Genomic DNA, 4,520 nt, shown 5'->3' on the forward strand with positions numbered 1-4,520 from the left:
GTGCAGTGGACAGCCGCTTGTGAGAGCCACCCGCCGATCACCTCGACCCAGCCTGGCCGGGCACAGGTCGTAGATCAAATTAGATAAGTAGCCGAGATGAGTGCGCTTGCTGCCCGGTGCGGGGCGATGGCTCGGCGGAGCCGGGTGCCGGCAGGCCGCCGCGCTGCGACCTGACGCGGCGAGGAGCGGCCGGTCCCGGTTCCAGCAGGGAGACACTGGGTCACGGAACGATAGACTTAAGTTCGTGCCCTGGGCGTACGCGATTTTCATGTTCGTGCTCTCGATTCTCGCGATCACACGATTCTGGGTTCCGGAGAGATGGCGCGGCCGTGAGCGCCGATACGCGGCGATCACGGCGGGAACCGGTGCAGTCTTCTTGGCGGCCGCGGTGCTCGGCTGGTTCGGCTGGCTCTTCACGTTGATGGGCGCCGGGATGTTGGTGTTGTCTGTCCTCGCGGTCACTCGTGTCTGGACGCCGCGAAGAGTTCGCGGATTCGAATTGCCCTTCGCGGTGCTGACGGTCGGGTTCGCAGTAGTTTTCATACCCGGCGGCGTGTACCTGCAGACCGACGATGAGATGCGCGGCGCGGTTCCGATCCTGCTGCTCACCGGCCTCGCCGTCATCGTCGCGGGCTGGGTCTTCGTGGCGCGCCGTGAGAGGCGACTGCGCCGGGAGAATGGCACCGGCCCGCTCCAGTGACGCTCTGCGGGTTCGGGGTGCGGCCGACGGGTTATCCGAGTCCCCTAGGACCCAACGGCTCGCACTAGAAGCCGCGATTCGGTCGACTACCGCGGGCGGTGCGAGCCTTTGCCATCGGCGATTCACCTGTGTCGCGCCTGGCCACACCGAACCGGGTCGATTCGGGAAGAGGCCACTCTGTCCGCGGACGCTTTTGCGGGTTCGAGCGATTGTTTGGACCAAATCTCGTTGCGAGCGTTGCGATCGGCGCGTTGGACACTTCGTTGATTACGATCGCCTGCATCGTCTTGACACCGGTCGTGTGAACGTTAACTCTGTGGCGGCGACCTCTGTGATGTCCTGGTCTACCGACTACAGACGCCAAGCTCTCATCCGCCTCGTGGTCGCGCTCACATTTCCCTGCCAGTCGCTTGTCGCTGCAGGCTGCCTTTGAGGGAGTCAGCACCATGAAGTTCACACGGATCGCCGCCGCGGCGGCTGGCCTCGCGCTCGCGCTGGCCGCCACCGCCTGCGGCTCCAGCGAGAAGACCGCCAACAAGGAGGCCACCTCCACCTGGGCCCCGGGCGCCCTGGTCGGCGTGACCATGCCGACCAAGTCGTCGGAGCGGTGGATCGCCGACGGCAACAACGTCAAGGCCGGGCTGGAGACGCTCGGCTACAAGGTCGACCTGCAGTACGCCGAGAACGACATCCCGACGCAGGTCAACCAGATCGAGAACCAGATCACCAAGGGCGCCAAGGTCCTCATCATCGCCTCGATCGACGGCACGGCCATCACCACCCAGCTGCAGGAGGCGGCCGAGAAGCACATCCCGGTCATCGCCTACGACCGGCTGATCCGCAACTCGCCGAACGTCGACTACTACGCCACCTTCGACAACTACAGGGTCGGCGTGCAGCAGGCGGCGTCGCTGCTGGTGGGCTTGGGCCTGAAGAGGGAGGACGGCTCGGATGGCGACGCGAAGGGCCCGTTCAACATCGAGCTGTTCGCCGGCTCGCCGGACGACAACAACGCGACGTTCTTCTTCAACGGCGCGATGGACATCCTCAAGCCGTACATCGGCAAGGGCACGCTCGTGGTCAAGAGCGGCCAGACCGACTTCAAGACGGTGGCGATCCTGCGCTGGGACCCGGCGACGGCCCAGAAGCGCATGGAGGACCTGATCACGAAGACGTACAACGGCGGCACCAAGGTGCAGGGCGTGCTGTCGCCCTACGACGGCCTGTCGATCGGCATCCTCTCGGCGCTGAAGAGCGCCGGCTACGGCACCGCCGGCCAGCCCTACCCGATCGTCACCGGCCAGGACGCCGAGGTCGCGTCGGTCAAGTCGATCATCGCCGGTGAGCAGTACGCCACCATCTACAAGGACACCCGCGAGCTCGCCGTGGTCGCCGTCAAGATGGCCGACGCCGTGCTCAAGGGCCGCAAGCCCGAGGTCAACAACACCAGGGACTACGACAACGGCGTGAAGGTCGTGCCGTCGTACCTGCTCGCGCCGATCGTCGTCTACAAGTCGAACTACAAGTCGGTGCTCATCGACTCCGGCTACTACACCGCGGACAAGCTCAAGTAGCACGAGCGTAACCGGGCCCCGGCAACGGGGTCCCGTCGCTCGCCGAAGGGGGCAAGTCGACCCTGATGAAGGTGCTCTCCGGGGTGTACGGGCACGGGACGGACACCGGCGAAATCCTGTTCGAGGGCGAGCCCTGCCACTTCGGCGGGATTCGCGACTCCGAGCGGCGCGGGATCGTCATCATCCACCAGGAGCTCGCGCTCATCCCGTACCTGTCGATTGCCGAGAACATCTTCCTGGGCAACGAGCGGGTGGGCCGCGGCCTCATCGACTGGAACCGCACCAACGCCGACGCGGCGAAGCTGCTGGACCGGGTCGGGCTGTGGAAGAACCCGGTGACCCCGGCGATGGACATCGGCGTCGGCCAGCAGCAGCTCGTCGAGATCGCCAAGGCGCCGGTGTGCATGCTCGGGCTCGTCTCACCTTTTCACGTGAGAGCACCACCGACCGGCCGGCGACACAATGTCCCGCACTCGAGCCCGAGAGGGCGGATCGGTGTGGCTGCCACCGGCGCAGTCAGGAGGAGAGCCGGCGTTCGTCACCCGGCAGTGAGTGGCCCTGGGCTGGCGCGATGCTGCTACATGTGGGCGGAATGGTCGATGGTGAACCACCCGGTGCTATCCAGCATTTGTAGCTGGCCGAGGGACGACCAGATGCTCGACGGTGGCGCCGCCGAGTCCGGCCAGGGCCTGGAAAATCGGTGTACCGCAACAGCTTCAGTGGCGATCATTGATCCGTGCGTACTCCACGCCAGTTCCCGCTGCAGCTCGGCGCCCCCGGCACCGCACCGGAGGCGCTGCTGCCCATCGTCGTCACGGTCGACGACGCCGACTCCCCGCGCGACGTCATCGACGCCCTTGCGCTGACCTCGTTCGTCACCGGCACCCAGCCACACGCGGCCACCAAAGACCTCAACAACGTCCGCGACGACGCCAACCTCCTTCCGCCGGGAGCGCTGGTGCTGCGCACGACCATCAACGAGACCGAGCGCGCCAGCCTGGCCGCCGGCGATGGCTGGACCCTGCGCGCGGTGCACTGGCCACGCAACAAGACCGCCACGGTGTCGGTCACCGCGACCAGCGCGGAGCTCGGCAACGAGATCATTGCGTCGGCGATCGACGGGATGACCGAAGAGCCCCCACCGCTGGAAAAGGCCGTCTCGATGGGCTTCTGGTATGCCTCGGCGAACGGCCCGCAACGCAACCCGCGGCCCATTACCGCCGGTCCGTGGTCCGACATCCGGAACAACTATGCCCGCAGCGCCACGACGCAGTTCGACCGGCTGGTCGGGGTCGACCGTACCTCGGTGCGCGGCCGGCTCCTGCTGCTGCACGGGCCGCCGGGCACGGGCAAGACCACAGTGCTGCGCGCATTGGCCCACGAGTGGCAGGACTGGTGCCAGTTCGACTGCGTGCTCGACCCGGACTCACTGTTCAGCAGCCCGGCCTACCTGATGGAGGTCGCGCTCAACCGGGCCGGCGACTGTTCGTGCCCGGACAAGAAACACGAGAAGTGGCGGCTGCTCCTACTCGAAGACTGCGACGAGCTGATCCGCGGCGAGGCCAAGCAGCACACCGGGCAGGCGCTGTCCCGGCTGCTCAACCTGACCGACGGACTGCTCGGCCAAGGTCGTAAGGTCTTGGTGGCGATCACCACCAACGAGGACCTCGCCCGGCTGCACCCGGCTGTCGTTCGGCCGGGCCGCTGCCTGGCCCGGATCGAGGTACCTGCGTTGCCCTTCGACGAGGCGGCGGGCTGGTTGGGCACGTCGGCCGGCATCCCAGCCGACGGCGCGACCCTCGCCGAGTTGTACGCACTGCGTGACGGCTTCGACACGACGGTCGAGCGCGAGCCGGTCCTCAGCGGCCAGTACCTGTAAACGCGTTGGACGACATTTCGGATGAGGACGTGGGGGTGGGGTCCGCGCCCGGTCGCGGCATCTCGGCTGACCGCCACGATCAAGCTCTTGTTCGATGGCTGGATCTCCCGGCCCGAACCGCGGCACGCCACCACATCACCCCGCTGTGCCGCGGCGCTAGCAGGCCAAGACCTGCTTCATCGACCACAAGCCCAACGATCTTGGTTTACGCACATGCCGCGATCCGATCGCTACAGCCCGTGATGGACCATCTGGCGGCTCGGTGCGCGGATCTGGCACCCCTCTGTGTCAAGATGCGGCCAGGAGCGGTGTTCTAGAGTGGGTTCTGGCGGGTCCGGGAAGTGGCTTTTCCGAAGTGCCGGCTGTC

At 66.6% G+C, this 4,520-nt stretch carries 3 protein-coding genes and 1 pseudogene; all 4 read left to right on the forward strand.

Going from position 1 to position 4,520, the window contains the following annotated elements; all coding sequences use genetic code 11:
* Positions 1–244 precede the first annotated feature (244 nt).
* The gene (locus AB0B76_RS58700) at positions 245–700 is read left to right on the forward strand and encodes a hypothetical protein (protein WP_360395090.1); all 456 of its coding nucleotides are present in this window, start codon (positions 245–247) and stop codon (positions 698–700) included.
* A gap of 446 nt (positions 701–1,146) precedes the next feature.
* Positions 1,147–2,274, forward strand: coding sequence for a multiple monosaccharide ABC transporter substrate-binding protein (gene chvE, locus AB0B76_RS58705; RefSeq protein ID WP_360395093.1), 1,128 nt, complete (start codon positions 1,147–1,149; stop codon positions 2,272–2,274).
* A 50-nt stretch (positions 2,275–2,324) separates the two neighbouring features.
* Positions 2,325–2,669, forward strand: a pseudogene (locus AB0B76_RS58710) (ATP-binding cassette domain-containing protein); the annotation flags it as partial.
* Positions 2,670–3,010: 341 nt separating this feature from the next.
* Positions 3,011–4,153, forward strand: coding sequence for a DUF5925 domain-containing protein (locus AB0B76_RS58715; RefSeq protein WP_360395096.1), 1,143 nt, complete (start codon positions 3,011–3,013; stop codon positions 4,151–4,153).
* Positions 4,154–4,520: the final 367 nt, after the last annotated feature.

Source organism: Dactylosporangium sp. NPDC049140 (assembly GCF_040648435.1).